Source organism: Haloarcula japonica DSM 6131 (assembly GCF_000336635.1).
Classification (GTDB): domain Archaea; phylum Halobacteriota; class Halobacteria; order Halobacteriales; family Haloarculaceae; genus Haloarcula; species Haloarcula japonica.
On sequence record NZ_AOLY01000025.1, the window covers coordinates 1 to 3632 of the forward strand.

Genomic DNA, 3632 nt, shown 5'->3' on the forward strand with positions numbered 1-3632 from the left:
CGATGAACCCGTCCGCGTGAGCCTGATCGTAGCGACGTCTCCCCATTCGCCCTCGACGTGCTCGCCGGAGCGAGCACTGTCTTCGCTCTCCGGGTACGTCCCACCCATCAGTTGCCGCTGAAACGCCGCGTTCTTGGCGGCTTGCTCATCGCCGTAGGAACTCGTCCAACAGTCATCGAAGTCCACAGTGAACGTCTCACCGTCGTAACGCGACTCGAAACGACCACCCAGCCCATCATCGTAGGGCTGGCGGGCTGTTAGGAACCGGAACAACCCTTCCGCCCATGTCACCGACTCGGCCCGTTCGACGCGATCGACGCTAAACCCGCGCTCCCATTCGCGCTCGCCCTGGACATGCTCCTCGACGCGATCCGTTTCGACCAGTTCCGAGCGGAGTGTCTGACCGTCCCTCTCGGATAGCGGCCGACCAGCGAGGTACGGGTACTTCTCACGGAACTCCTCGACGCACTCGGCTGCCCGATCAGCCACCCGCTCATCGTATGGCCGCGTTTCGTGAGACGGCTGATCTTCCGGGGTACAAGCTTCTACAGAGTTAGACCGTGGTAGCCGAGAGTGTGCTAACTCGGGCTGGCCTTCGTCCGCACTCATGGCCACCACCCGCTGTTACCGGAATCCCTCGCGCTCGCTCCCTCGCCGGAACGAGGCCGGTCGCTCGCTCCGCTGCGCTCCCTGTGTTCCGGTCTTTCCGGTGCTCGCTCCGCTGCGCGCCGGGTACGGGCATCCACCCATCCGGCACTCGCTCGCGCTCGGTCACGCTCGAGGACAACCGCGACCGCGAAAGATGGGACCGCCCGCCGGGAGATCGGCAAGCTGTGGGCTGTGGGCTGTGGGCTGCACTGGCTGAAATCAGCCGTTATAACACCGCACACCAGCCGCCGAAGGGAGCGCAAATTACTTTTCGGCGGAGACAGAAGGGTAGGACACGGAACCTCCCGGGCAAGGAGTTCCACCCGCAGGGGGCCGGTGGCACGGCCCCCCGCGGTCGTGTCCGGCCCTTCCTGCCGGACTTCGATCACGTTGGTTAGCTTTGCCTACCTGTCGTTCCTCATGGCACTTAGCCGTTTCTCTCGCGAACCCAAAGCTTGAAATCGGTGTTTTAACATATTATAACGGTATGAGCACCGTGATTTCAGCCGAAATACCGGACTCGTTAGAAAACCGACTCACCGAACGACAGGAACCAGACGAAAGTCGTAGCGCCGCTATCCGGCGGACGTTACGCGACGGAACTCACGCGCCCGAACTCCGGCGCGAGAACCACGAACTCCGCGAGAAACTGGAGAATCGAGAAAACCAGATCGAAGAACTTCGAGACGAACTCGATGAGCACCGCGAGAGGGACGCGCGGACCATCACCGTCACGCACCCAGCCGCCGTTTCCCTCATCGGCTGGTTCCTGCTCGCCCTGACCATCACGGCTGAACCGGCCCTTCCCATCGCCGTGATCGGCGCGGTGGCGATCGTCGGCGCGGTCGCACTTGGCGTGTACCGCCACACCCGAGGTGATTCAGCATGAACACCTCAAGCGATCAGCTACAGAAAGAACTCATCTGGGCACTGGCACACGGCACCAACCTCTCACAAGACGAGATCGCCGACCATCCAGCGATCGACAAATCCCAACCGACCGTAAGCCGGATTCTCAACAACTACGACCCTGCTCTTGATGGAACGGAGATCGTCGGATCTGGGTACGGGCGAGCCGAAGACACACAGACAGATGCCCCACCAGTGACCACGTACCGCGAGGCACTGGCTGAAGCCATGCTACACGCCCCGATGCTGGCCCCGATGGTCGGCATGGCGAAACTCAACAACACCGAAAACGACGGATAGAGCACCCATCACGAACCACCCCGATCGAGAACAACGCGCATCTATATATCTACCTCCTCTCTGACACACCATGGGCAAATGGGCTGTGGGCCAATTTCATTCACTGTAGACCGAAGGTCTACAGTTAATGAATACTGTAGGGGAGGGTATCACTGAATACGCATACTACCAGAAGTATGATAAACCGACTACGAGTCCTTGTACCTCACACGGTGCTCCTCCGGCACACGGTGGACCAGTTCACTGTAGATCGCCCGGAACGCATTCCCGATCTCAGCGAGCCGCGCCACATCGTCGTCCGTCAGTGGCTTATCATCGTTCAGTAACGCCCGCGTCAACGTGTCTGCGGCCGTTATAGCCTCCTGCTTCTGACCCTCCAGCACCAACGCCACGAACTCGTCTGACTCACCTTCGAGCGGCGTTCCGTGGACCAAGTCTTCGGTATCGATACTCTCATGCCCCTTTGCCGGGGAATCTGATTTTGCTGTCATGGTTTCCGTGACGGCACGGGGTCGGTGGTGTGACACCGGCCCTTTCGGGCACACCCGCGCCAGTGGGTGCCTCGCCCGTTCTCGCGGGGTCATCGGCAATCCTCTGGTGGTCGAGCCACCGGCTCGTCGAGGACCGGCGGCAACTCACGACGATCGCGTGGCCCGTCCTCACTCCATGGCCACTCGAACGACATGAGCACCTCCGCGTACCACGGTTCTCGAACGTTGCAGTTCTCGACCAAGTACCGCGCCATCGTCTCCGCCGAGAACGTAGCGAAGCCGGTCTTCTCGCACCGGATTTTCGCACCCCCCGACACGTGCGCCAACCGCGTCTCACGTAACAGCCGATCCTCTGGTAGCACCAACTCGGCCATCGACGCACCCCCCCCACCACCACCCGTTGCCTCTATCGATCCGTCCGGGTTGACGATCTCGACCAGCTCGTACTCAGCTGGAATCTCCGGCGGCTCGCCATAGACCGGCTCGACTTCCTCAGCTGTGTTTACTCCAGCCACGGCCTCCTCGACCACCTGCTTGTGTTGCGGTGCGATCCCCAGCGACCCCATCACGTTCGGCACCGAGTCCGGCACCCCGTGCGCCTCGACGTACTCACGAACCTGTGACCGAGCCTCTGCCGCTGCCGGTGGCTCGCCCGTCCGGTATCCGACCACGTACTCATGACCACCATCAGCGACCGCCTGCTGGCCGTCAGACGACGACTGTGACGACAGCCGGTACTCTGCTATCGTATCGGCACCGATCCCAACAGCAGAGCCACAGCGAGCACACACGACGTTACCCTTCCCGTCGTACTTCAGGCGGTGGCCGTGCACTCGCTCCTTGTCCTGAAGGCATAGGTCCGCTTTCGCGGCATCATTGAAAACTTGCGAGCGAGCGATCCTCTGCCGGTTCTGCGCCCACTCGATAGCTGCGAACGCCTGCATTTCGACCGGCATCTCCATCATCGGCGTGTCCTCCTGTAGCCGAAGGTACTCCGTCGCGTATCCCGCCGGTTCCTCCAAGTCTAAGCGCACCTCTATGGCCTTCTCGCGGGTATGAGCCTCTGGTTTCGCCAAGTCACACGCTTCGATGTGCTTCTCAATCGCCGGGTAGAACGTGTTCTCCAACACAGCCACGATCTCGTGGTCCGTGTCGAACGTGTCGCGTAGCCCTGTTGCCTGCAAGTCGATGTAAATAGCATCGTGACAATGCACGTAACAGGCGTTCTCTCCCGGATTCTCAGCATCCAACCCGTGCACGTCGTCACCACGAACGTACCCCCAC

Annotated in this window: 4 protein-coding genes and 1 pseudogene; 2 read left to right on the top strand and 3 right to left on the bottom strand. The window is 61.1% G+C overall.

Annotation, left to right across the window (positions count from 1 at the left end; all coding sequences use genetic code 11):
* Positions 1 to 489: pseudogene (locus C444_RS08380) on the bottom strand (hypothetical protein); the annotation flags it as partial.
* 646 nt (positions 490 to 1135) lie between these two features.
* Here C444_RS08380 and C444_RS08385 point away from each other — a divergent pair.
* Complete coding sequence (locus tag C444_RS08385) at positions 1136 to 1537, top strand: hypothetical protein (protein ID WP_004592270.1); 402 nt, start codon at positions 1136 to 1138, stop codon at positions 1535 to 1537.
* Positions 1534 to 1857, top strand: a complete 324-nt coding sequence (locus tag C444_RS08390) for a hypothetical protein (RefSeq protein WP_004592271.1) — start codon at positions 1534 to 1536, stop codon at positions 1855 to 1857. The genes C444_RS08385 and C444_RS08390 overlap by 4 nt, the downstream gene beginning before the upstream one ends.
* 188 nt (positions 1858 to 2045) lie before the next feature.
* On the opposite strand, the gene C444_RS08395 is transcribed toward C444_RS08390, so the two are convergent.
* Together C444_RS08395 and C444_RS08400 are read right to left on the bottom strand one after the other, a co-directional pair.
* The gene (locus C444_RS08395) at positions 2046 to 2348 is read right to left on the bottom strand and encodes a hypothetical protein (protein ID WP_004592272.1); all 303 of its coding nucleotides are present in this window, start codon (positions 2346 to 2348) and stop codon (positions 2046 to 2048) included.
* 89 nt (positions 2349 to 2437) lie between these two features.
* A partial coding sequence (locus tag C444_RS08400) for a hypothetical protein (protein ID WP_004592273.1) occupies positions 2438 to 3632 on the bottom strand: 1195 nt, incomplete at its 5' end.

Bases quoted from the DNA above. Each gene is read 5' to 3' on its own strand.
- C444_RS08385 (WP_004592270.1), top strand. From the start codon at position 1,136: ATGAGCACCGTGATTTCAGCCGAAATACCGGACTCGTTAGAAAACCGA.
- C444_RS08390 (WP_004592271.1), top strand. From the start codon at position 1,534: ATGAACACCTCAAGCGATCAGCTACAGAAAGAACTCATCTGGGCACTG.
- C444_RS08395 (WP_004592272.1), bottom strand. From the start codon at position 2,348: ATGACAGCAAAATCAGATTCCCCGGCAAAGGGGCATGAGAGTATCGAT.